Origin of the sequence: Azorhizobium sp. AG788 (genome assembly GCF_943371865.1) — a bacterium.
Taxonomy (GTDB): Bacteria; Pseudomonadota; Alphaproteobacteria; order Rhizobiales; family Xanthobacteraceae; genus Azorhizobium.
In genome coordinates this window covers 1-23,227 of sequence record NZ_CALRWL010000025.1, presented here as the reverse complement: position 1 = coordinate 23,227, position 23,227 = coordinate 1, and the positions used below count along the sequence as shown (strand labels likewise).

20 protein-coding genes and 3 pseudogenes are annotated in these 23,227 nt (G+C 62.2%); 13 read left to right on the top strand and 10 right to left on the bottom strand.

The annotated features are described in order from the left end of the window. Positions 1–15 precede the first annotated feature (15 nt). Positions 16–1,248, bottom strand: a complete 1,233-nt coding sequence (locus AAG816_RS15365) for an ABC transporter substrate-binding protein (protein WP_341990526.1) — start codon at positions 1,246–1,248, stop codon at positions 16–18. Between the two features lie 160 nt (positions 1,249–1,408). Here AAG816_RS15365 and AAG816_RS15360 point away from each other — a divergent pair, with 160 nt between their 5' ends. From AAG816_RS15360 to AAG816_RS15340, 5 genes and pseudogenes are all read left to right on the top strand, one after another. Beyond that, positions 1,409–2,419, top strand: coding sequence for an NAD(P)H-quinone oxidoreductase (locus AAG816_RS15360; RefSeq protein ID WP_341990525.1), 1,011 nt, complete (start codon positions 1,409–1,411; stop codon positions 2,417–2,419). Then, complete coding sequence (locus AAG816_RS15355) at positions 2,416–3,198, top strand: SDR family NAD(P)-dependent oxidoreductase (protein ID WP_341990524.1); 783 nt, start codon at positions 2,416–2,418, stop codon at positions 3,196–3,198. Before AAG816_RS15360 ends, AAG816_RS15355 begins: the two co-directional genes overlap by 4 nt. 33 nt (positions 3,199–3,231) lie before the next feature. Beyond that, entirely contained in the window at positions 3,232–3,972 is a 741-nt protein-coding gene (locus AAG816_RS15350) for an SDR family NAD(P)-dependent oxidoreductase (RefSeq protein ID WP_341990523.1), read from the top strand. Between the two features lie 192 nt (positions 3,973–4,164). Next, the gene (locus AAG816_RS15345; RefSeq protein WP_341990522.1) at positions 4,165–4,881 is read left to right on the top strand and encodes a FadR/GntR family transcriptional regulator; all 717 of its coding nucleotides are present in this window, start codon (positions 4,165–4,167) and stop codon (positions 4,879–4,881) included. Between the two features lie 72 nt (positions 4,882–4,953). Next, positions 4,954–5,124, top strand: a pseudogene (locus AAG816_RS15340) (transposase domain-containing protein); the annotation flags it as partial. Between the two features lie 303 nt (positions 5,125–5,427). On the opposite strand, the pseudogene AAG816_RS15335 reads toward AAG816_RS15340, so the two are convergent. The 4 genes and pseudogenes from AAG816_RS15335 to AAG816_RS15320 form a co-directional block, all read right to left on the bottom strand. Next, positions 5,428–6,400, bottom strand: a pseudogene (locus AAG816_RS15335) (glutathione S-transferase family protein). Next, positions 6,384–7,445 carry an LLM class flavin-dependent oxidoreductase gene (locus tag AAG816_RS15330; RefSeq protein ID WP_341990574.1) on the bottom strand — a complete coding sequence of 354 codons (1,062 nt, stop codon included), beginning with the start codon at positions 7,443–7,445 and terminating at the stop codon, positions 6,384–6,386. The pseudogene AAG816_RS15335 and the gene AAG816_RS15330 overlap by 17 nt, the downstream one beginning before the upstream one ends. Positions 7,446–7,482: 37 nt before the next feature. Continuing rightward, positions 7,483–7,878, bottom strand: coding sequence for a DoxX family protein (locus tag AAG816_RS15325; protein WP_341990521.1), 396 nt, complete (start codon positions 7,876–7,878; stop codon positions 7,483–7,485). A 48-nt stretch (positions 7,879–7,926) separates the two neighbouring features. Beyond that, positions 7,927–8,538: an NAD(P)H-dependent oxidoreductase gene (locus tag AAG816_RS15320; RefSeq protein WP_341990573.1), complete on the bottom strand. Its 612-nt coding sequence runs from the start codon at positions 8,536–8,538 to the stop codon at positions 7,927–7,929. A 204-nt stretch (positions 8,539–8,742) separates the two neighbouring features. Here AAG816_RS15320 and AAG816_RS15315 point away from each other — a divergent pair, with 204 nt between their 5' ends. The 3 genes from AAG816_RS15315 to AAG816_RS15305 all read left to right on the top strand — a co-directional run bounded on the left by AAG816_RS15315 (position 8,743) and on the right by AAG816_RS15305 (position 10,952). Then, positions 8,743–9,672: a LysR family transcriptional regulator gene (locus tag AAG816_RS15315; protein WP_341990520.1), complete on the top strand. Its 930-nt coding sequence runs from the start codon at positions 8,743–8,745 to the stop codon at positions 9,670–9,672. Between the two features lie 39 nt (positions 9,673–9,711). Next, a complete protein-coding gene (locus AAG816_RS15310; protein WP_341990519.1) occupies positions 9,712–10,158 on the top strand; it encodes an Rrf2 family transcriptional regulator in 447 nt (148 codons plus the stop codon). A gap of 149 nt (positions 10,159–10,307) precedes the next feature. Next, positions 10,308–10,952 (top strand): NADPH-dependent F420 reductase, encoded by a 645-nt coding sequence (locus tag AAG816_RS15305; RefSeq protein ID WP_341990518.1) that lies wholly within the window; start codon positions 10,308–10,310, stop codon positions 10,950–10,952. 363 nt (positions 10,953–11,315) lie between these two features. Here the strand turns inward: AAG816_RS15305 and AAG816_RS15300 are convergent, their stop codons facing one another. Continuing rightward, on the bottom strand, positions 11,316–11,561 hold the full coding sequence (locus AAG816_RS15300; RefSeq protein WP_341990517.1) for a hypothetical protein: 246 nt from the start codon (positions 11,559–11,561) through the stop codon (positions 11,316–11,318). 973 nt (positions 11,562–12,534) lie between these two features. On the opposite strand from AAG816_RS15300, the gene AAG816_RS15295 reads away from it, so the two are divergent. After that, positions 12,535–13,284: a Crp/Fnr family transcriptional regulator gene (locus AAG816_RS15295; protein ID WP_341990516.1), complete on the top strand. Its 750-nt coding sequence runs from the start codon at positions 12,535–12,537 to the stop codon at positions 13,282–13,284. 515 nt (positions 13,285–13,799) lie between these two features. Then, positions 13,800–13,895: pseudogene (locus AAG816_RS15290) on the top strand (IS5/IS1182 family transposase); the annotation flags it as partial. 217 nt (positions 13,896–14,112) lie between these two features. Here the strand turns inward: AAG816_RS15290 and AAG816_RS15285 are convergent. From AAG816_RS15285 to AAG816_RS15270, 4 genes are read right to left on the bottom strand one after another with little or no spacing between them, the layout of a single operon-like run. After that, positions 14,113–14,397, bottom strand: a complete 285-nt coding sequence (locus tag AAG816_RS15285) for a copper-binding protein (protein WP_341990515.1) — start codon at positions 14,395–14,397, stop codon at positions 14,113–14,115. A 25-nt stretch (positions 14,398–14,422) separates the two neighbouring features. Continuing rightward, entirely contained in the window at positions 14,423–14,893 is a 471-nt protein-coding gene (locus tag AAG816_RS15280; protein ID WP_341990514.1) for a cupredoxin family protein, read from the bottom strand. Positions 14,894–14,906: 13 nt separating this feature from the next. Further along, on the bottom strand, positions 14,907–16,304 hold the full coding sequence (locus tag AAG816_RS15275; RefSeq protein WP_341990513.1) for a copper oxidase: 1,398 nt from the start codon (positions 16,302–16,304) through the stop codon (positions 14,907–14,909). A gap of 20 nt (positions 16,305–16,324) precedes the next feature. Then, positions 16,325–17,791: a TolC family protein gene (locus tag AAG816_RS15270; RefSeq protein ID WP_341990572.1), complete on the bottom strand. Its 1,467-nt coding sequence runs from the start codon at positions 17,789–17,791 to the stop codon at positions 16,325–16,327. 1,246 nt (positions 17,792–19,037) lie between these two features. On the opposite strand from AAG816_RS15270, the gene AAG816_RS15265 reads away from it, so the two are divergent. The 3 genes from AAG816_RS15265 (at position 19,038) to AAG816_RS15255 (ending at position 23,066) form a co-directional block, all read left to right on the top strand. Then, positions 19,038–19,487 carry a hypothetical protein gene (locus AAG816_RS15265; protein WP_341990512.1) on the top strand — a complete coding sequence of 150 codons (450 nt, stop codon included), beginning with the start codon at positions 19,038–19,040 and terminating at the stop codon, positions 19,485–19,487. A gap of 155 nt (positions 19,488–19,642) precedes the next feature. Continuing rightward, positions 19,643–20,836 carry a DUF932 domain-containing protein gene (locus tag AAG816_RS15260; RefSeq protein WP_341990511.1) on the top strand — a complete coding sequence of 398 codons (1,194 nt, stop codon included), beginning with the start codon at positions 19,643–19,645 and terminating at the stop codon, positions 20,834–20,836. A gap of 166 nt (positions 20,837–21,002) precedes the next feature. After that, on the top strand, positions 21,003–23,066 hold the full coding sequence (locus AAG816_RS15255) for a ParB/Srx family N-terminal domain-containing protein (protein ID WP_341990510.1): 2,064 nt from the start codon (positions 21,003–21,005) through the stop codon (positions 23,064–23,066). Positions 23,067–23,227 lie beyond the last annotated feature (161 nt).

Here is a 23,227-nt window from a genome sequence, read left to right as displayed (position 1 = left end):
TGCAAGCCGGCAGGCTCAGTTGGTGCCGACGCCGACCTTCATCTTGGCGACTGCGGCCTCTTCGGGGAACACGGTGACGAGTTCGCCGCCCTGCCACTGCATCAGGAAGGGAAGGGCGCGGGTGTTCTGGCCGTTCTCGGAGAACTTGGCGCCCCAGCCGGTCGCCGTGCTGCCGATGGGCAGGTCGACCTTCATCACCTGGGCGCGGACGTTCTCCGCCGTCAGGTCCTTGGCGGCGGCGATGGCGTCGAAGAACACCTTCGCGCCCATGTAGTTGGCGAGGCTGTGCCCGGAGCGGGGATTGGTATTGTATTTTGCCTTATACTTTGTCACGAACTGTTCGATACCCGGAGCCGCCTTCGGGTTGGTGTGATACTGTGTGAAATCTACGTCCAGCGCGCCTTCCATATTCTCGGGGCCGACCGCCACGACCGTGTCTCGCGTGGAATAGCCGCCGCCGGCACCGATCACCGCTTTGGGCTTAAAGCCCTGATCCTTCATCTGGCGGAAGAACAGCACGGTGTCGTTCTGGTAGGAGGTTTGCAGCACCACATCCACGCCGGCGCTCTTGAGGCGCAGGATGACAGGGGTGAGGTCAACGGACTTGGCAGAATAGGCCATTGCCTCGACGACATTCAGCTTCTTTTCAGCGGCGCGGGACTTCTGATAGCCGGACATGGTCTGGCCGTAGAGGGAGTCCTCATAAATGATGCCGATTTTCAGCTCTTCCGGCTTCTTGCCGAGGGCCGGGGCGATCGCATCGGAGATCGAATCGACCATGCGCACCGAGAAGTCCTTGGCGGTCGCATTGGTGCGGAAAACGTTCTTGAAGCCGCGCTCAGTAATCGGATCAGAGACCGCGCCGAGTTCGAAATAGGGCACGCCGGCCAATTCTGCCACTTGTGTCGCCGCAAGCGACAGGGATGAGGAGTAGGTGCCGAAGATGGCAGAGACATTATCGACCGAGGTCAGGCGACGGGCTTCGCCCACGGCCTGGTTGGGGTCCACCGCATCGCCCTTGATGAGGGTGATGGACTTGCCATTGATGCCGCCGGCGGCATTGCGCTCCTCGACGGCGATTTCCAGGCCCCGGAAGCTTTCGTCACCGAGCAGAGCGAGGCCGCCGGAGAACGGATAGAGCGCGCCAAATTTGATGACCTGCTGGGCGGCGGCGGGCGTGATCCCAACGAGCGGCGTCGCGCCCAGAAGCATAGCGGCAGCCAGCGCTGCCCGCGCAATTTTCCTCATCATTTCCTCCATGAACGCGCCGTAGACCGACGACATCAGCGGCCGCTCAAGAGCGACCTTTCCTCTAGCTTTGCAGATAACCAAGTTGCCTGACAAGTGGAAAATTGTTAGCGTCCGGCACCAATTGCGGCCAACCGATTAAGAGCCGCGCGGAGGAAATATGCCGATGTCAGATTTGCCCACATCCATGCGCCAGATCCGCTTCGAAGGGTCGGGCGGTCCAGACGTCATCCGTATCGAGACTGCGCCTGTCCCGGTGCCGGGTCCCGGCCAGGTGCTGGTGGAAGTAGTCGCCGCAGGGGTCAACCGTCCCGATTGTCTGCAGCGCGCTGGCGGCTATCCGCCGCCCCCCGGTGCCACCGATATTCCCGGCCTGGAAATCGGCGGACGGGTGGTCGCCACGGGCGAGGGCGTGACCACGCCGAAGCTCGGCGATGAGGTCTGCGCCCTGGTGATCAGCGGCGGCTATGCGGAATATTGCGTCGCTGAGGCACCGCTTTGCCTGCCGGTGCCGAAGCCGCTTTCCGTTCTCGAAGCCGCCGGATTGCCGGAAAATTATTACACCGTTTACGACAACATCTTTACCCGCGGCCGCTTGGTCGCCGGGGAGACCATCCTCGTCCATGGCGGATCGAGCGGCATCGGCTCCACGGCCATCCAGCTCGCCAAGCATGCGGGCGCGACGGTGTTCGCCACCGCCGGATCGCAGGACAAATGCGATTTCTGCACCAGCCTGGGTGCGGATGCGGCCATCAATTATCGCGCCGAGGATTTTGTCGCCGAGGTCAAGCGCCTCACCGACGGCAAGGGCGTGGATGTGATCCTCGATATGGTGGGTGGCCCCTATATCGCCCGCAACCTCGCCGCGCTTGCGCTGGAGGGTCGTCTGGTCCAGATCGCGTTCCTGCAGCCGAGCCGGGTGGATATCGATCTGATGCCCGTCATGTTGCGGCGGCTGACCATCACCGGCTCGACCCTGCGCGCGCGGTCCGTGGCGCTGAAGGCAGCCATCGCCGACCATCTGCGACGCGACGTGTGGCCGCTTCTGGATACGGGCACTGTACGCCCTGTGATTCATGCGACCTTCCCGCTTGAGCAAGCGCAAGCTGCCCACGCCTTGATGGAATCAAGTGCCCATTCCGGAAAGATCATGCTGGAGACGGGCAAATGAGCGGACCGCAAGGCACCCATCGCGGGCGTGTGATTCTCGTCACGGGCTCCGGCCGTGGCATCGGCCGTGCCATGGCCGATGCCCATGCCGATGCAGGCGCGGCCGTCGCCTATCTCGACCAAGATCCGGCCCTGGCGCAGGATGCCGCAGACTCCGCTAAGGCGCGCGGCGTCAATGCGGTGGGGGTGTCGGCGGATGTGGCGGATTACGATGCGGTTGCCGCCGCCATCGCAATCGCCGCGTCTGCCCTCGGCCCCATCGACGTGCTGGTGAACAATGCCGGCATTTCGCCCAAGAGCGGCGCCGACAAGCGCCGCGTGGACGCTTTCGCCATGGATCCCGCAGAATGGCGGCGGGTGATCGACGTCAATCTCACCGGCGCCTTCAATTGCAGCCGAGCGGTCCTGCCGGGCATGCGCGATCTTGGGCGTGGGCGCATCGTCAATGTATCCTCGGTCGCCGGCCGCACATATTGCGACATCGTCGCCGTGCATTATGCCGCCTCCAAAGCGGCGCTCATCGGCATCACCAAGCATCTGGCGGGCGAACTTGGGCCGCTGGGCATCACGGTGAATGCGCTCGCACCGGGCCGCATCGACACGCCGCTCATGCGCGGCACCCCACCCGAGGCCAATGAGGCCGCCCGCATGGCGACGCCTCTGCGCCGACTCGGGTCGCCCGAGGATGTTGCCGGCACGTGTCTGTTCCTCACCTCGGAGGCGGCGGGTTTCGTTACCGGGCAGGTGGTGGATGTGGCTGGCGGCTGGCTGATGACCTGATTCACCAGCGCTTCACAGACGGATCGTCTTCAGATGTTCGACTTCACCGGAAAAACACTGTTTCTGACCGGCGCCAATGGCGGGATCTCGCGGGCAGTGGCGCAGACATTTTTTGACCTCGGGGCCAATTGCGTGCTCACCGATCTCGATGCCGAAGGTGTCGAGGCGTTCGCCCGCAGCTTGGACCCGAGCGGCGCGCGTGTCGTGGCCACGCGCCAGGATGCCGCCGATCCCGACCATGCCGACCGCGCGCTTGCGGTTGTCAAAGATCGGTTCGGTGCGCTGGATTTCCTCGTCACATCCGCCGGACTCTATCGGGCGCGGCAGGTGGCGGAGATGGACGATGCGCATTGGCGCAAAGGCATCGCGGTCAATCTCGATGGCGTGTTCTACACCTGTCGGCGTGCGATCCCGCTGTTTGCAGACGGGGCGGCCATCGTCAACCTCGCCTCCATGGCCGGGCATCGCGGCAGCTTTGCCCATGCGGACTATTCCGCCGCCAAGGGGGCGGTGCTCGCTTTCTCGCGGTCGCTGGCCATCGAGCTTGCGCCGCGCGTGCGGGTCAATGCTGTCTCTCCGGGATTGATCGACACGCCCATGGTGCGTGGCCTGATGGATGCCAAAGGCGCGACGTTACTGGACCAGACACCCATGAAGCGCCTCGGGACCGTTGAGGAAATCGCCCGCGTGGTGGCTTTCCTGTGCTCCGATTGGGCCGGTTTCGTCACTGGCGAGACGATGCACGTCAATGGGGGCCTTTATATTGCAAGTTGAGAGGGAGGCGCTCTCCATCTTAAATGGATCGGGATCTGGGATCCGGTGCCTTCGTTCTGAGGCTGCCGGGAGGTCAATCCCGCTCCCTCCCTTGCAGGCGCGACGGACGTTCCGTTGTGATGGACGCGTGCAAGCGGTTCCGTTGCAATTGCCGCCGGCGCTCAGCGCACTGAGCGATCTGGAGTGAAGAGTATGACCAGGACCTACGACATCATCGGACGCGGTCCTTCGCTGGCGGACACCCTGGCGCAGCGTTTGCGCGAAGAAATCTCTTCGGGACGGTTGCGTCCCGGCGAGCGGCTCCCGACCGAGCAGCAGATTGCCGGAACTTATGGCGTTTCCCGCCCCATCGTGCGGGAGGCCGTGGGCCGCCTTAAGCACGACGGGCTCGTGCTGACACGGCAGGGGGCCGGGGCCTTCGTGGCGGAGCCGAGCGCCGCTTCGACCTTTCGCATCGACATCACCGATTTTCATAATGCCGACGAGATCCGTCACATCGTGGAACTGCTGATGGCCGTGGAATCCACCGCCACCGCCCATGCCGCGGTGCGCCGCTCGGTGCATGATCTTCAGCAAATCCAGGCCCAGCTTGATGCCATGCAGGCGGCCATCGACCGCGGCGACCCCGGTGTGGACGAGGACGTTGCCTTTCATCGCGCCATCGTCGAGGCCACCGGCAATCCGTTCTTCCGGGATCTGTCAGATTTTCTCGACCGGCGGGTGCGCACCTTCATCCGCGCCGCCCGGTCGAATACCGCGCGCATGCAGGGCTTGACCGAGGCCGTTCAGCGCGAGCATCAGGCGATTTTCGACGCCGTGGCCGCGGGTGACGCTGTATTGGCCCAGGCCGCCGCCATCACCCACCTGGAGAATGCCGCGGCCCGTTTGACGCTGTATCTCGCGCCCTGACGTCGTCGCGCTTTCAGTCGGTGCACCGTCCATTGCCAGCCCTGCTGGTCGCGGGCGCCATCGGCTTCGCGCTGGCCTGTCGTCGCCTCGCTCGTCGAGACCTGCAAGCTCAACGGCACCAAACCGCGGGTCTACCTCGCTGACGTCATTAATCGCATCTTCAACGGCCACCCCAGCAGCCGGATCGACGACCTCATTCCATGGGTCTACCCAGCACAGCCCGCCCTCAGCAAAGTGGCCTGACGACGACGCTTACGATGATGCGGGGGCGCAGCTCAACGCTGTAGCCGGAGACCAGCATTAGACACTCGGGCTTCAGTAGGTGAAAGCAGGGCCAACTTTCGCCGTTTGCTTGGATATAGACGCGCTCAAGACTGAGCGCGTTAGACACCGGTGGCGTGTATGCAGGCCGAGACGATGACGCCGGTGAGCACTATCAATGCCGATGGCCTTCAAGAGGCTGGAGAGCGGGGCGAACCGCCGCGACCGAGCCATCACCCCCGAGTTTGACCGGGGAACCTCGTCTGCCGAGAGAGTCAGACGCGGCTATCGCCCTTCGGCAAGGTTTGAACGGTCCGAGGTCCGTTCGAAATCGCGATCAGGGCCGACGGGTATGATGCCGCTTGGATTGAGCCATGCGTGGCTACCGTAATAGTGCGCCTTGATGTGAGGGAGATCGACCGTCGGTCGGATGGCCGGATGTTGATACAGGCCTCGCGTATAGGCCCAGAGGGCCGGATATTCGGTCAGCATCCGGCGGTTGCACTTGAAGTGTCCATGATAGACCACGTTAAATCGCACGAGGGTCGTGAACAGCCGAATGTCAGCCTCGGTCAATCGATCGCCGACAAGGCAGCGTTGGCGCGCCAGACGCAGTTCCAGCCAGTCGAGCGTCTGAAACACCTCTTCGACAGCCGCTTCATAGGCGCCCTGCGTCGTCGCGAAGCCGGAGCGATACACACCGTTGTTCAGGGTCGCGTACACACGCGTATTGATGGCGTCGATCTCATCGCGATGAGCAGCGGGGTAATGGTCGCCGGCAGCCGCGCCGCGGCCGTCAAAGGCGGTATTAAACATGCACAGGATGTCCGTGGACTCGTTCGAGACGATCCTTCGGGTCGCCTTGTCCCACAGCACCGGCACGGTCACACGTGACGTGCAGGTCGGATCCGACAGCGTGTAAATCTCGTGCAGGAACCTCGCCCCGTTGACCCCGTCGGGGATTACCCCGGCGCCTTCATCGAAGGTCCAGCCATCGTCGCCCATATGCCAATGAACGACGGAAACGCCCACCAGATCGCCGAGCCCTTTCAGGTTGCGCATGATGAGGGTGCGGTGCGCCTAGGGACAGGCGAGCGAGACGTAGAGGTGATAGCGGCCCGGAGCAGGCTTGAATGGCCCATCGCCATCGGCGAGTGACCCAATCGCGAAAGACCGAGGAAGGACGGCGCAATTCGCCATCGGTGAGCACGCTCTCGACGCCGCCGCGTCGCCAGGTGCCGTTAATCAGCGCACCCATTTTGAGGCACTTGGCCCAGCGCAGCTTTCACCGCAGGAGCAACCTCGGTGCCCAGCAACGTGATCGAGCGCTGCATGGCCTCAGTCTCCAACATGGCTGAACTCATTTGGAAGGTCAGGCGCGAGATCCCGCCGAGCGCGTCGTTGGCCGCGAGGATCTTGTCGCGCACGGTCTGCGGGTTTCCGATCAAAAAAGCGCCCTGCGGACCGCACATCGCATCAAACTGCGCCCGTGTCGCCGTCGACCAGCCGCGTTCACGCCCGATCTCGGTGAACATGTGGGCCCAGCCGGGAAAGAATGCGTCCGCGGCGCTGCGATCAGTGTCGCCGACGAACCCCATGGCATGAATGCCGACCTTCAGCGTCTCCGGCGCGTGCCCTGCTCGCCTGCCTGCCTCGCGATAGAGATCCACAAGCGGGCGGAAGCGAGCAAAGCTCCCGCCGATGATCGCCACCATCAATGGAAGGCCAAGCGTACCTGCGCGGACAAAGGATTGCGGCGTGCCGCCGACGCCAAGCCAGATCGGGATCCTGTCCTGATGCGGCCGGGGAAAGACGCTCTGACCGGTGAGCGCCGGCCGAAACCGACCGCGCCAGGAGATGGAAGTCGCCTCGCGCAGCTTGAGGAGAAGATCAAGCTTTTCGGCGAACAGGGCGTCGTAGTCTTCCTTCGCGAACCCGAACAGCGGATAGGCCTCGCCAAAGGAGCCACGCCCCACGACGATTTCCGCGCGGCCTTTGGCGATGAGATCAATGGTTGCGAAGTCCTGGAAGACCCGCACCGGATCTGCGGCGCTCAGCACGGTCACCGCGCTGGTCAGGCGGATGCGCTTGGTGCGGGCCGCTGCCGCTGCAAGGATGACGGCCGGTGCGGAATCGAGAAACTCCTTGCGGTGGTGTTCGCCGATACCGAACACGTCGAGGCCGACGCGGTCGGCGGTTTCCACCTCCGCCAGCAACGCCTCCATCCGATCCGCTGGGGGGAGGGTCTTGCCCGTCGCGGGGTTGGGAATGGTGGCCGCAAAGCTGTCGATGCCGATTTCCATGTTCATAACCCTCTGTTCGCCGCCGGGCTTTCAATCATCAGCGCGTGCGGAGACGCCGCCCGTCGAGGCTGAGGGCACCCGCGCCGAATGCCGCCACCTGCAGAAGGCCACCCGCGATCGCGACGTTCTTCAGGAAATGGATCATCTGATTTTGATCGGCGAAGTTGGTGTGGAAGATCACTGCGGTCGCCAAGGTGAAGGCAGCGAGCACAAGGCCTGTGATCCGGGCCTGATAACCGATCAAGATCACGATGCCTCCGGCCAGTTCAACAATGACGGCGATCAGGTAAGAGATCATCGGCAGCGGCAGGACCATCGCCGCGATGTAGCCTTGCGTCGCACCGGGCGCGGCAATCTTGCCGAGCCCGCTGGCGATGAAGATGAAGGCAATGAACAGACGGCCGACGGCCGCAAGAAGGTTGGTCTGGGACATGGTCGTCGGCCTTGACGTCTGGAAGCGGGATGTCGGATGCGTGCGGGATCAGGCCGCCAGAGCGGCGATCAGCGCCTTCGCGCCGGCCAGCGCCGCCGCCTTTGCTTCCTCGCCAAGGGCCAGGCCCTCGGCCCGGATGATCGTGACATCGGTCAGGCCGATGAAGCCCAGCGCGGTGGTCAGGTACGATTCCTGATGATCGAGAGCCGCCATCGGGCTTTCGCCGCTGTAGACACCACCACGCGCGGACGCCAGGTAGACCTTTTTGCCGGTCACCAGGCCCTCGGGACCATTCGCGCCATACTTGAAAGTACGGCCCGCCACAGCCACTCGGTCGATCCATCCCTTCAACTGCGTCGGGATCGAGAAATTGTACATCGGCGCACCGATGACGATGATATCGGCGGCGAAGAGATCGTCGATATACGCGCCGCCGGTGGCGAGATCCTGGCCGAGCAGAGGATCGGAAACCGCGCCACCTTGAAACACCGCCATATGCGCGCCCGACAGATGCATCACCGCGTCGACGACCAGATCCCGCCGGATAACCTGCGCACCCGGATGCAGCGCGAACTGCCTGGCCACGATATCGGCGGTGAGGGAACGGGTGGCCGAATAGCCGCCGAGGATGCTGGAGTCGATATGCAGGATGGTGGTCATGGATTGATCCTCCGGCCGCCCGATGACGGGGGTTAAAGCAGTGCGGGAAAACAGTTTCTTGATGGCGTCGAACATGGAGGGATGGGTGCCACCCTCCGACCTGGCGGGGAAGCCGGCATAAACCGATCCAACCCATCTATTTTACCGATGGTACAAGCTCGGCAGGACGGCTATCGTCCGGCCAGTAGATACGAGGAAGCCGACATGCTCGACGGCGTATCGCTTGACCAATTGCGGACCTTCCTTGCCGCCGCCGACGAAGGCAGCTTCTCCGCCGCCGCGCGTCGCCTTCGGCGGACGCAGTCGGCCGTCAGCGAATCCATCGCCAACCTCGAAGCCCAACTCGTCGTTGCGCTTTTCGACCGTAGCGCACGCTATCCGCGGCTCACGCGCGAGGGCTCGATCCTGCTCGCCGATGCGCGGGGCATTGTCGCGGGCGTAGATGGCATGAAGGCTCGCGCCAAGGGGATTTCCGGCGGGTTGGAGGCGGAACTCGCCGCGGTGATTGACGTCTTCTTCCCCATCAGCGTGATCGCCGAAGTTGCTCGCGCATTCCGCGACCAGTTTCCGGCCACGCCGTTGCGGCTTTATGTCGAGGCGCTCGGTGGCGTTGTGCAACCCGTAATCGATGGGCGCGCCAGTTTCGGCCTCGTCATTTCCCTACCGACGCTTCCCGCCGGGCTCGTGGCCGAGCGCGTCACCAGCATCGACTTCGTCATGGTCGCGAGCGTCGACCATCCGCTGGCGGCCCATGCCGGACTCATCCCGCGCGACGAGCTGGCGCGGCACGTCCAGCTCGTGCTGACGGACCGATCCGACCTCTCGGCGGGTCGGGAGTTCGGTGTCATGTCGCCATCAACTTGGCGGCTGGCCGACCTCTTTGCCAAGCACGCGTTTCTTCTCAGTGGCTTGGGCTGGGGCGGGATGCCGCTTCATGCCGTGGCACAGGACATCACCGATGGACGGCTGGTGGTGCTCTCGATCGAAGACGTGCCGCCTGGCGGATTGAAGCTGCCCATGTCCGCCGTCTACCGGAACGCGGCGCCGCCCGGCCCCGCAGGCCGGTGGATGATCGAGCGCCTGAAACAGTGCCCGAACGAAAGCCAGTCCGGCGGCTCGTTGACAGGACCATAAGTGTGTCGTAGTCATATCGACAAATAAGGGAAGCCCGTGATGCCGACCAGTACGCGCTTTGCCGTCGCCGTCCATGTCCTGACGGCACTCGCCGTCAGCGACGGCAAGCCGCTGCGTTCCGAGGATCTCGCCTATTCGGCAAATACCGGAGCGGTGGTCATCCGCGGATTGCTGTCCCGCCTGAATGATGCTGGGCTGACACGTTCGCAGCTCGGTGCCGGCGGCGGCGCGCTATTGGCGAAGCCAGCCGAGAAGATACGGTTGATCGATGTCTATGAAGCCGTCGAGAACACCGAGCTATTTTCAGTGCACAGGACACCCCCCTGCGAAAACTGCGCTGTGGGGGGCAACATACTTGAGGCCATACGCCCAACCTTGTCGCGGGCTCGAACGGCGCTCGAAGATGAACTCGGCAAAACTACAATAGCGGACATTGCTTCCGAGGTCGCCCGGCTCGGTAAGTTCTCTATTCCGCTCGTCTGGTAATCGTTTTGCCCTTAAATGTCATAGAAGTGGTGACACACAATCATTTAAGTTCCGCTGAGGCCTGAAAGCAACAGTGAGAAACCGTCCAGCCTTCCGGGGGCACTGACGGTTCCCATCCTCCCAAGTCCCCCACTCATCAGGAGACCATCATGAGTATCGGTATCATCGGCGCCGGCGCCCTCGGCTCTAACTTCGCCCGGGCCCTTGCCCGCAAAGGAATCTCGGCCACGATCTCGAACAGCCGCGGACCGGACTCTCTGGCCGCCCTGGTGCAGGAATTTGGCTCCTCCATCAAGGCAGGCACCGTTGAGGAGGCGGCCAGCGCCGACATTGTCCTGGCAGCGGTCCGTTGGGTCGATGCCGGCAAGGTGTTCGGCGCGTTGCCGGCCTGGAACGGACGGATCGTCATCGACGGCACCAACCCGGTGGAATTCATCGATCCGAATTCACCCGATGCGACAGACCCCAGTAATCCCCTCGCGGCCTATGGCATCAAGGCGGTCGATCTGGCTGGAAAGCACTCGAGCGAGATATTCCGCCAGTACGTTCCGGGCGCGAGGGTCGTCAAAGCGTTCAATCACCTCGACGTCAACGTCTTGAATGAGCCCGAGGCGTCGGGTGGCAAGCGCGTGCTGTTTTATTCGGGCGATGACGCTGCCGCAAAGACCGAGGTCCGCGCGATCATCGACGCCATCGGATTTTTCCCCGTTGATCTCGGCCCGCTCGATGTTGGTGGACCTCTGGCGTCGCTGCCCTTCGGCTCGCTGTCGGCCCACCAGTTCATAAAGATTTAGTCCGCTATCGAGGAGTTGTCCGCCGTCTTTTCTCACCGGCGGCGGACAATTTCCTCGTGAAATGAAGAACGAGAATAGCATTCCGGTGACGGGTTCAGGGTCAGTCTGCACGTCGGCTTGCCATGCCGGAGAAGTCGGGCGTCGCGCCGCGCTGTCTGACCCAAAGATCAACGTCGCGGCTCACGAGCTCGGCCCCTTGTCGCCCCGGATGGAGCTCGGGAAGCCGTGCTCGGCACCGATCCTTTCGAGCACATCGACCACGTCCGCGCCCTTGCAGGACAAGATCCATAATTGCGCGAGAGTTATGAGCCGCGCCAACAAGGGGCGCGGCTCGATCTCAAAGTACAGCGAGGCAGGGACCTGCTAGAGGGGCTGCTTGGCATGGGTCGAAGCCCAACCCGCGCTCTTAAGCACTTGCGGATTTTCCGGCTTTTGGGAGGACGTATACGCAGGCGCCTCGCCGCTCGGAAAATTCTCCTTCTGGACGTCGACGAACTCGTGACGTTCACGCTCCTCCTGAGAAACCGTGGACGGATAATAGTCAGCGAATGCAGGTGCCGCCGATAGCAGAGCCACCATGCCACCGAGCAGGATTTTGCCGAAAGTCATATCAAACTCCTTTTCAACGCATTGTTACGATGACCGGAAGTTGGAACAAACGACGTCGATACGATGTGAGAAATCACACACACAAATTCACAAAAATTTGAATTCGGGAATGAGTTGATCGTATGAAATATTTTATTATCAAGATAATTACGCGTAAACACCGTTTATCGCTGACGATTATATATTTAACTCGATATTCGAATAAATATGCATGCTCCCTAAGGAATCCTCTTGCATAGCGATATGCTACTCTGGCAGATATCTATCGATCTAGGTCGCCCTCGGAAGGAGGGGGCACATGCTTGATCTCAATCAGAAGGAGAAATCCGAACAAGTAGCGGCCTTTGGGCCGATTAATATCGCCGTCACGTTTATGTGCGGTTGTCCTATCAGACGAGCGACATACGGTCGCCTTTATTAGCGGCCAGAATAATTTCTCTGATTTGTTTGGCTATTTTATATCATGGGTAGCCTTGATGATGCCGTTTCGAGTGCATCGATGCCTTGTTTTGTTGCTTTCCGCCATCTTCGTGATGTCTGCGGTGATGGTTCATGGTGCCTTGAATTGGGGTCATGAAGCCGGCGTTTTCGCGAGCGTCGCACAGGAGTTCTCCGCCGATCAGAAGCAGTCATGCCCAGATGACGACGGAGCATGCGGCACCGCGATGAACCACGGTCCGACACCTTCCGAGTGTTCCGCGATGAGCTGTGCTGTCCTGTGGCCCACTCGGGATCCGGTATCGACTGAGCGGAACGTTCGTCGGCTCGCTTTTCGTTTTGGAAGCCATTCCACTCATGGTTCCTGGCATAATCGGCTGGATCGGCCGCCTCGGCTGACCTGATCCTGGCACTGAGGGACGTTGGCGTGGCGGGTGCATCCCCAGCATCGACGTGTCTATCGGTGTAGCGGATGCGGTCCGTGCGGCAAGCACCTGCCGGTCCAAATCTCCTCTCTATTGAACTCCCCGTGTGAATGCGTCCGCGCCTGCTGGCATCTGCCTGTATGGAGCGCAACGTTTCGACGCGCGCCCACAAGGCCATTGTCATGAAGAATATCTCTGTAGTAGCCCCCGCTCGCTCAGAAGCCTCCGATCACGCCAGCCTCCTAGTCTTTTTACAAGACGCAAGTCTTCAGCTCGGTGCGCACAGGCGAACCATAATGAAGGCACAACGCTTCGAGATCTCGGTCGATGCTGCGTCAGCGGTATACGTCGTCGCAGACGGACGCTTGCGGGTTTCCACGCCAACGCTGCATGGTATCGACGTCTTCATAACCGACGTTGAGCGTGGCGAACTGATCGGGGAATCTGCCGCTTTTGGGAACAACAATGTGCCCCTTGTTGTCGAGGCGTCCGAGACCTCCGACACGTTTGTCATTGATCGAGCGAATTTTCTTCGAGCGATCGAGGACCACGGAGGCTTTTCAACCGCGGTTATGCGCGCCATGTGCCGGCGACTTTGCCGTGTGAACCAACACCTCGCCGATACTGTCACGCTGCCGATGCACGCCCGTTTGAAGGCCGAGCTGATGCGGTTGGCGCGATTGGGAGCCGACGGCACGCTGATAATAGACCGCCTGCCCACTCATGAAGAGCTCGCGTTGCGTATTTCGTCGCAGCGCGAGGCAGTCACTAAAGAACTCACAAAGTTCATACGTGCCGGACTAGTTGCTCGAAGTGGTCGCGGCCTCTTAATTATAGAAGACCTTAATACATATGTTTGATTGATAACATTTGAGCCGCGCCCCGAGAAGGGCGCGGCTCAACGCTTTTCAAAGAGAACGTTGCGTTTCGCATTTAGGGGGTGGTTGGGGCAGGTGAACCCAACTGTGCGTTCTGCGTCGCCGGCACGACGTGGTGTTGGACAGTTGCTGCCCGCTGTGGCAGGGGACCCCTCGGATAAGCCTCACGCTGGACGTCTCGGAACTCGTGGCGCGCGCGTTCCCTCCCTGACAACGTCGGTGAATACGTGTCCGCCATGGCAGCTGGTGCGACTATTGTAGCGATAACGGCAAAGGCGAAGAGTTTGCAGATTTTCATGATGATATCCTTGTAGATGTTCACCCAGAAAATTGACAGTTAGCAAAATGTCACTGCCTCCGATGTGAGGAATGTCACGCCGGACTTTTGCGCTCTACCCATGAACCTCCTCCTATTGCAGCATTGTATTTTGGATCGTCGCAGGTGGCGCCCATGATCATCTCGACGTTATGGACAGGCGGCCTATCTCGACATCATGCTGAAGATCATCCGTCGCCGGGATGGGGTGAACGGCTTTAAGGTCCTCCCGCGTCGCTGGGTTGTTGAGCGCACGTTCGGATGGATGATCCGCTGGCGTCCCCAAGCGTAGTCGCTATGCAGAAAGCGGTTAATGATCCGGTTGGATGAAGGACTCCGTCATGTGGCGCGCGCAAGGGCACACAGCGTTGGCATTTGGCGCGGCCAGTATCTCGCGTGCGAGCAAGAGCATGCGTCTCTGCGGTCCATGTTCATCGGGGAACCTCTGGTGGACGGGGGGGCGCTTCAGCGCTCCCCCGGGGGATAGCGAGATGCTACATCGCCTTGTCGAGCTTCGTGACCGTCAGTCGGCCGTTCACCCGGTCGGCCTCGAACTTCACTTTGTCGCCCACCTTGACTGCCTTCAGCATGGTGGGGTCGGCGGCGACGAACACCATCGTCATACCGTCCATGTCGAGGTTCTTGATCGGCCCGTGCTTGAGCGTGACCTTGCCCTGGGCCTCGTCGATCTTGATGATCTGCCCTTCTACCGGTACGGCTTGCGCTAAGGCGACGGTCGACAGCATGGAGAGCGCTGCCGAAATCATTAGTTTTCGCATGTATATTCTCCTTTATTCAGCCCAATTACTTGACGATGATGGTGCCTGACATTCCTGCTTCCCGGTGACCTGGGATCAGGCAGGAGAAGTCGAACTCACCGGCATTTGTGAATTTCCAGACGATGTCGCCGGTCTGCTTCGGAGCCAGGCGCTTGGCGTTGGGATCGTCATGTTCCATGTCAGGGTTTTTCATCATCTCGGCCATGTGCTTGAGGTTTTCGTCGAGCGTGCCGATGACGATCTCGTGGTCGAGTTCACCATTGTTGCGGATAACGAACTTGACCTGCTCGCCCTTGCGAACGTCGATCCGGTTGGGGATGAACACCATCTTTCCATCCGAGTCGCGCATGGTGATCTGGACGATGCGTGCTGGTTTCTTGGGATCGCCGGGCTCGCCATAGGCGAGGTTGGCCCCGTGGGAATGGCCCGCGTCGGCCAACGCTGCGGTCGACAGAGTGAGGGCCGCAAACGCGGCGATCAGGTATCGTGATTGCATATCGAAATCCTTCTCAATGATTGCCGTGGAGAGATGAATTGCCGGGCTTCACGACGGTGAACTCGGCGGTTTTCCTCCTGTCGAACGCGGCGGGAGGCTCGCGTTCGGCTTTTTTCGGTTCGCCCTTCCATTCGAAAGCGACCGTACCTTCCGGGTGCTTGAACCATCCCGGATCCTTGTAGTCGCCGGATGCGAGCCCCTCGCGCACCTTGACGACCGAGAACATGCCGCCCATCTCGACCGCCCCGAACTGGGCGAAGCCTGTCATCATCGGCAGGGTGTTGTCGGGCAGCGGCATCTCCATCTCGCCCATATCCGCCATGCCCGCCGTGCCCATCGGCATGTAGTCGGGGACGAGCTTGCGCACTTTCTTGGCGAACTCTTTCTTGTCGACGCCGATGAAGTTGCCCACGTCGTGGCCCATGGCGTTCATGGTGTGATGTGACTTGTGGCAGTGGATCGCCCAATCGCCGGGCGCGTCGGCGACGAAATCGAAGGCGCGCATCTGCCCGACGGCACAATCGATGGTGACCTCCGGCCAGGCAGCGCCCTCCGGCACCCAGCCGCCGTCGGTGCACGACACCTTGAAGTCGTAGCCGTGCATGTGGATCGGGTGGTTCGTCATGGTGAGATTGCCGAACCGGATGCGGACCTTCTCGCCTTTGCCGGCAACGATGTGGTCGATGCCGGGGAAGACACGGCTGTTCCAGGTCCACATATTGAAGTTGGTCATCTCGGCGACCTTTGGCACATAGGTGCCTGGATCGATGTCGTAGGCCGCCATCAGGAACACGAAGTCCCGGTCGACGCGGCGGAAGGCCGGATCCTTCGGATGCACCACGAAGAAGCCCATCATGCCCATGGCCATCTGGACCATTTCGTCGGCATGGGGGTGGTACATGAAGGTCCCGCTCTTCTGGAGCTGGAATTCGTAGACGAAGGTCTTGCCCGGCTTTATGTGCGGTTGGGTTAGCCCTCCGACCCCGTCCATCCCGCAGGGCAGCAGTTGCCCGTGCCAATGGACAGTGGTGTGTTCCGGTAGCTTGTTGGTGACGAAGATACGGACCTTGTCACCCTCGACCGCCTCAATGGTCGGTCCGGGTGATTGGCCGTTGTAGCCCCACAGATGGCCGACCATGCCGGGCGAGAACTCGCGAACGACCGGTTCGGCGACGAGATGGAACTCCTTCCAGTCGCCGTTCATGCGCCAGGGCAGCGTCCAGCCATTGAGCGTGACGACGGGCTGGTAGTCCGGCCCGCTCGTCGGAACGAGCGGCGGCTGCATGACCGCTTCTTTCATGGTGGCAGCTTCGGGGATGGCGGCCGCCTGGGCACGGCCTGACACCGCGCTTGCGCTGATCAGCGCCATGCCACCGGAGGTACCGAGGAAATTTCGACGTGAGATTGTCATGGGTGTTCTCCCAGTTCCGGTCAGTCCCCGCCGCCTTGGGCGGCCACAGCCTTGGCAGGGCCCTCGCCGGACGAACCGGCTGCGCTGCCTCCGCCGATGATCGCGGTCTCAAAGTCCACGGTGGCGATGAAGAAGTTCCGCTTGGCGACGATCGCGGCGATGTTGGTGGCAATGCTTTCACGCGCCGTTGTCAGAAGCTCGAAGACGTCGATCAGCATGCCGTTGTATTCGAGCAGGGCTTGCTCGTTGATCGTCTGGCGCAGCGGCAGAATGCTGTTCTGATACTGGCGGGCAATGTCGTAGCTGCCGCGATAGGTGAGATAGGCCGCGCGCGCTTCTGAACGCACGTTCACTGCTTTCTCCATCAGGCGGTTGACCGCCTGCATATAAATCTCCCGCGATCGGCGCATGTTGACTTCGCCGCCGTCGAAAATCGGGATCTGAATTTCGAGCTCGAAGCCGCGCGGAGCCGAGCTCTCCTGCACGCCGTCTGCAGTTGATCGCTCGTAGTTTCCACGCCAGCCACCATTGAGCATGGATATGAACCGTGTCGCCTCGGTCAGCCCGAGGGTCTTCGCCGTCACGTCGAGCTCCAGGCGCGCCGTGATTAGATCGACGCGCTTTCGAATTGCATCGACTTCGACCTGCTGTGCCGTCTGGATTCGGGGCATTCCGGGGAGTTGTCCGGGCAGCTTGTAGTCGAGGTTCTCGCCCCACAGGCCCAGCATGCGGGTCAGTGCCTCGCGATCCGTACCGACATTCAATCGAGCCTGGGCAAGCTCGTTCGACACCTCGGCGTAGAAAGCACTTGCGCGCGCTTGATCGAGCTTCTTTGCGGCGCCGGTTTCCCCAAGCTTGCGCGTGAGGTCGGCGGCGGCATCCGCTGAAACCCGCGCCTGCTCCAGGAACGACGCCGTCTGACGTGACGCAACGGCACGGTAATAAGCTCGGCGCGTCTCCGCAGCGGTGCGGAAGGTTGCCTCGATCGCCCTCTGTCGGGCCGCCTCAAACTGCGTCCTGGCGATCTCGCTGCGCGCCGGCAGCGTCAGGAGCGCCAGGATGTTGGCGATGACCCGACGTTCGATCTCGAGCGAACCGCTGGCGGAGAGCCGTTCGACCCCAATGACCGGGTTCGGTGGCAAGCTAGCCTCGACGAAGGCAGCCTCGGAAATGCCGAGCGCATTGTACTCGGCCTGAAGGCCCCGATTATTGATGAGGGCGAGTTGGACGGCACCATCTGCGGTCAAGGGCTTGGTCAAGAGCGCCTTCACACGGCTTTGGACTGCGGAAGCCTCGGCCGATGATGCGATCTTCAAGGTGTCCTTGCCGATCGCGGCAGAGACCTCAGCCGACACCGGTTTCATGCCACCATCCGGCGTGAATGTTGCGCAGCCGCTTAGCAACGCGGCGACGGCGCCGCTCGCGATGAGCCGTCTCCAAGGCAGGGCAGGAAGAGGCCTCGACTGGCTATCGATTGTGAGCCACATCATTCGCCCCCTGCTTTGGGAGCGACACGTTCATTGCGCTCGATCCAGGGCTTCGGATCGACTGGACGGTAGTCGACCGTTCCCGCGGTGACGGGCGCGTAGCGCAACGGCTTCACGCTCGAACTCGCATCGGACGGGCTGGGACCTGCTTCGATTGCGGGTGGTCCGGAGCATGCGGATAGGATGACGGCGAAGGCCGTCAGCAAGACAGGTTTCATGGAGATCCTCGGAATCGGCCCAGTCGGTCCGAGCGGCATGGCCGCACGGTATCGAACAGCGATCTTCAGCGGCTGCGGAGACGCAGCAGCGAAAGTCGTCGGCAGAAACCCAAGGACGGAAACGGAGACGGATGGAGTCCGTCAGCGAAAAGAGGTCGTGAGGGGAGGCGGCCGACGATCAAACGTCGGCGGATCTCGGCGGCCGCTCGAGGCGCGTCGCGGATGATCCCTTTACACCCGACTCGAACGACGGATGATCTATGGCCCGCTCGGAGGCGATAACGACCATATCGTATGCACTCGCCGGGATTGCCGTGTGGCACGCCATAGCGCAGCAGGAACTCGATGTGTCGCTGTGGTTATGCTTATCAGCGCAGGCTTGGCCGTTCGCATTCAAACAAGCCAAATTCTGGCCCAGGTCGCTGTCGCCGTGCTCATGCGATTCGCTAGAATAACTGGCGGCGATCGGCGCGTTGTGCCCTTTCCCGCCGCTAGACACCATCAATCCGCTCGCAATGCCCCAACCCGTGCTTGTCACCGAAAAGGCGAGCACGGTCAGAAGAATCACGAATGAGCGGAGCGGATGCATCATATCACGTTGCAAGATACCAGTGACTCCGCCAATGGCAAGGACCAATCTGGCGCCACATGAAAACCTCCGGAGTTGGTGTCGGCAGTCATACCAATTCCCCGCGAGGCTTCCGTTATGGAACGCCTGCTTGCGAATGCGAAGGCGTTATATGGCTCAGGATGGCGAGCAACGCTCCACGTAACTTCAACGTGAAATTTTTTCCTTGCTGTCGCTTTTGCTGAAAAGATGTAAGCGGCGACATCCATCGATCAATACATTGTGAAAAATATTATATGATGATTCAGTCTTGAAGATTGAAGCATTTCCACCCTCCCGTCGCCTCACTGCAAGGTGCCGATGTAGTAACGTGGTGTGACAGCGGAAACCGGCGTGTCTGATCGTCCTCCACCACGTCTGGAGCGAAGCCGGCACGAAGATCACGGCAACGGGCCGTAGCTTGACGCTCGCCGATCTCCACCACGCGATCATTGAAGATGCCATCGAACGCGTGCAACCCATTATGATGCCGGTGGTCGCCATCACCATCGCGGGCCTGATTTCGATCCTGGAGCAAAGACGCTCGCTACGAGATCATGCCGCTTATCGCCGCGCGGATGACCGATGGCATGGTTTTTTCGCCCTGATGACGCTCGTTGCCATTTCGGCGATCCAAGCCCCGTCAAGAGATGGGGGCCGGTGCCCAATACTGCAGCGGTACGATCGGGGCCTGTTGCCAGCAGCTCGTGGCCGAATGAGACGTGCGCTAGAGAAGGCACGGCCGCCCCAGCCCAAAGACCTGGCGAAGGGCGAATTTCTCATGACGACAGAACGCCTCAGCGAGGCCATTGTGCGTAAAGGTGGAGTTGTGCGCGGAGTGCCGTCTCGAGGAGGCGGGGATCAGACATGAGCCTCAGGTTGCGGCCGAAGGTAAGGCTCCGCTCGACGTAACGCATCTCTAGGTACCTCACCGTGCCGATAAGAGTGAGAGGCCGGTTGGGATTTCCGTGACGGGTTGAGGGCCGGGAGAGAGGCTTCCGGCGCCCGTCATGGAGGGTGATCCCCATGAACATGCAGGTTCTGGATGTCGGTCGCGACGTCAGTGGCGGCTACAAGGTGGATGTCACGCGCGGCGAGCGGGTCGGCCGCGTGTCGTCGGAGTGGTTTTCCCGGCCGGATGACGAACGGTTCCTGTCACTCGGCGAGCTGGCCGCGATGGTGCGGGGCCGGGCCGATCACAGCCGGTCGCGCCTGGTGGAGACGGCCCGCATCCATGTGGAGGCGAGCCGCTCCAATGCCGAACGGCTGGCGCTGGTGCTGCCCGGGGCGGATGCGCCCGTCGAGCCGAACCATTGGTCCTTCGGCCAGCTCGCGGCCCAAATCGGGGCGCCGGCCGCGTATCTACGTCAGTTGCCTGCTGCACTTGCCGGCATCAATCTGCAATATGGCCTGACCGCGCACCGCGCCGAGCAGATCAAGACGTTCGAATCTGCCAATGGCCGCGTCGAGTTGCGCGCTGTCACCGGCCCGGACTATGGCCGCATCTATGATCACGAACTGGTCGAGGCGGTGCAGCGCATTGCTGGCAACGGCACCGGCGACACGCGCTGGAAGGTGCCGGGCGTGCTTGACTGGTCGACGGGCGTCTACAATCCGCGTGTCGACATCACCAAGGATACGACGACGCTCTACGCCTCCGACCGCGACGTGTTCCTGTTCCTGGTCGACGATCTGAACCCGATTGAGGCCGGGCGGCTGTCCGACGGCTCGCCGGACCTCTATTTCCGGGGCTTCTACTGCTGGAATTCGGAGGTGGGGGCCAAGACGCTCGGCATCGCGAGTTTCTATCTTCGTGCCGTGTGCCAGAACCGTAATCTCTGGGGCGTCGAGGACTTCCAGGAGATCACCATCCGCCACTCAAAATACGCCGCCTCCCGATTCGCGCACGAGGCAGCGCCGGCACTCACCCGCTTCGCCAATTCCTCGCCGATGCCCTTCGTCAACGGCATCAAGGCGGCACGCGAGAAGATCGTCGCGCGTACCGACGAGGACCGCAGCGACTTCCTGCGCAACCGGGGCTTCTCCAAGGCGGAGACGGCTAAGATCATCGACACGGTGCTGGCCGAGGAAGGGCGCAAGCCCGAGAGCATCTTCGACTTCGTGCAGGGCATCACCGCCGTCGCGCGCGACAAGCCCCACCAGGATGCGCGGCTCGACCTCGAGGGCCGGGCCAAGAAGCTGCTCGATCGGGCCGCCTGACTTCCGGAAAGCCGGAGATGCGGACATTCGTGTCTCCGGCTTTGCGCTTTTGCAGATCTGCGGTTCTGCGGCGTCGCCCTCCAGAGTGAAAGGGCGGCGCTGCGCTTCGTGACGGGTTGGAGGCCGAGAGAGAGGCTCCCGGCCGCCCGTCGCGGAGGTGCCTTCCATGGCGACCAATGTTCAGAAGATCACGCTTTCGCCCTCGCGTGACATCCCCTTCAACAAGCTCCTGCTCAGCCAGTCGAACGTCCGGCGCATCAAGGCCGGGGTCTCAATCGAGGAATTGGCGGAGGACATCGCCCGCCGTGGCCTGCTGCAAGGCCTCAGCGTCCGGCCTGTCGTCGACGACGCCGGTATCGAGACCGGCATGTTCGAGATCCCGGCCGGCGGGCGGCGCTATCGGGCGCTGGAATTGCTGGTGAAGCAGAAGCGCCTCGCCAGGACCGCGCCGGTGCCCTGCGTCATCCGGGAGGGTGGTATTGCCGAGGAGGATTCGCTCGCCGAGAACGTCCAGCGCGCGCCGCTGCATCCGCTCGACCAGTTCCGCGCTTTTCTGGCGCTCCGTGAGAAGGGTCAGTCCGAGGAGGAGATCGCCGCCGCCTTCTTCGTCTCCGTTGGCGTCGTCAAGCAGCGCCTGAAGCTTGCGTCGGTCTCGCCGGTGCTGCTGGAGGTCTATGCCGAGGACGGCATGACGCTCGACCAGCTCATGGCCTTCACCGTCTCCGGCGACCATGCGCGCCAGGAACAGATCTTCGAGCGGCTGAAGACCTCCTATGACAAGCAGCCCTATGCCATCCGCCGCATGCTGACCGAGGGTGCTGTCCGCGCCTGTGACAAGCGGGCTCAATTCATCGGCCTCGAGGCCTATGTCGAAGCCGGCGGCATCATCCTGCGCGACCTGTTTCAGAGTGATGATGGCGGCTGGCTGCAGGATGTCGCGGTCGTCGACCGGCTGGTGGCCGAGAAGCTCAAGGCCGAGGCGGACGCTGCCGCCGCCGAGGGCTGGAAATGGGTCGAGACGGCGCCCGACTTCGCCTATGGCCACACCTACGGCCTGCGCCAGTTGCGCGGCGAGATCATCCCGCTCACCGCCGAAGAGGAAGCCGGCCGCGACGCCCTCCAGGCGGAATATGACCGACTGTCAACGGAATACGCCGATGCGGATGAACTGCCGGATGAGGTGGACGCCCGGCTCGGCGAGATCGAGACGGCGATCGAGGCCTTCGAGGCGCGTCCGATCACCTTCGATCCGCAGGAGGTGGCGCGCGCGGGCGCCTTCGTCAGCATCGCCCATGATGGTGCGGTGCGCATTGAGCGCGGCTATGTGCGGCCGGAGGACGAACTACCGGTCGAGCTTGAAGTCGTCACGGAAGACGCCGGCCCGCACGTCGGCGCGGTTGCGGCCATGCGTACCGGCGAGGCCGTCATGGCAGATGCGCCGATGCCCGAGCCCGAGGAGGATGAAGGGCTGTCTGCGCTCTCGGACCGGCTGATGACCGAGCTGACCTCGCACCGCACGCTCGGACTGCGCCAGGCGTTGGGCGAGCGGCCCGATGTCGCCTTCCTCGCGGCCCTGCATGCTCTGACGCTGAAGAGCTTCTATCGCTACGGCTCGGATAGCTGCCTCGAACTCGACCTGAAGAGCGTGGCGTTCAGCGCGCAGGCGCCGGGGCTGAACGACAGCGCCTCGGCCGCAGCGATCCACGCCCGGCATGAGGGATGGGCCAAGGTCCTGCCAAAAGAATCGTCTGATCTCTGGGACACTCTGGGAGAATGGGACAGCGACAGCCGCTCCGGCCTGTTCGCCCATGTGGTGAGCCTGTCGGTGAACGCCGTTCACGAGGCCTGGAACCGACGCCCGCGCGCGCTCAAACATGCCGATCAGCTCGCTCGTGCCGTCGACCTCGACATGGCAGCCGTCGGGTGGAGACCGACCGTGGACAATTTCCTCGGCCGGGTCACCAAGGCCCGCATTCTGCTGGCGGTGAGCGAGGCGAAGGGGCCGCGCGCGGCAGAGCGCATCGCGCATTTGAAGAAGGGCGACATGGCCCGCGAGGCGGAAGCACTGCTGGCCGATACCGGCTGGCTGCCCGAAACGCTGCGCGGAGCCGAACCGGCGGCAGGCGAAGAAACGGCGGCGCAGGACGGCACAACGGCCATGGGCGAAGACGAAAGCCCTGAGGATACTGAGGACGCCACGGACATCCCCCCTGCTGTGGCGGCGGAGTAACCCTCAACACGATCCTGAACCTCGGCCCGCCGGCTCTGTCGGCGGGCCTTTGTTTTTGAAAAGCTCGCCATGTCCGGGATTGCTCACGATCTGTCGCACAGGCTCGCTGATCGGGCCGAAGCCGTCTGCCGTCACTATCTCTCCAATGGGCGCCGGGAGGG